The 668-nt window shown below is 68.6% G+C and carries 1 protein-coding gene; it reads right to left on the bottom strand.

Annotated features, from left to right (window positions below):
• Positions 1 to 668, bottom strand: a 668-nt coding sequence (locus HMPREF3014_RS29575) for an Ig-like domain-containing protein (RefSeq protein WP_256562451.1), incomplete at both ends; no start/stop codon positions are given.

Below are 668 nucleotides of genomic sequence, written 5' to 3'. Positions count from 1 at the left end.
TTGCCGCCGCCATCGGTGAGGATCACCGTCGCGCCAGCTTCCGCGGTACCGCTTATCTCGGTGCCGTTGCTCGGATCGATCACCGGCGCCGCCGGGGCCACGCCATCCACCGTGATCACCGCCGGCGCACTGTCGACATTGCTTGGGCTGCGCGCCACCACGTTGACCACCGTGCCATCCGGCAGCGGGATGCCTGGAGTGAAGGACCAGTTGCCGCTGCCGTCGGCGGTGACCTGGCCAATCGGGTTGCCGTTGCCATCGGTGATGATGATGGTGTTGCCGGCGTCCGCGGTGCCGCTGATCACCGAGCCGTTGCTCGGATCCACCTGCGGGATCGACGGCAGTGAGGAATCCACCGTCGTGGTAGCGGGAGGGCTGGTATTGCCGGCGGCGTCGCTCGCGGTCACGTTGACCACGGTGCCGTTGGGCAGTTGCGAGCCGGGCGTGAAGCTCCAGTTGCCGCTGCCATCGGCGGTGGTCTGGCCGATCGGGTTGCCGTTGCCGTCGGTCAAGGTCACGGTGCTGCCCGGCTCGGCGGTACCGTTGAGCAGGTTGCCGTTGCTCGGATTGACCACAGGCGTGTTCGGCGCCACCGCGTCCACGGTAGTGCTGCCCTGCGGGCCGGTATTGCCCGCAGGGTCCTGGGCCACGGCGTTGACCACCGTGCC

It is taken from the genome of Pseudomonas sp. HMSC065H01 (assembly GCF_001815235.1).
Lineage (GTDB): Bacteria > Pseudomonadota > Gammaproteobacteria > Pseudomonadales > Pseudomonadaceae > Pseudomonas > Pseudomonas aeruginosa.
Note: the sequence above shows the minus strand (reverse complement) of the source record. Positions and strands in the feature narration are given on the sequence as shown.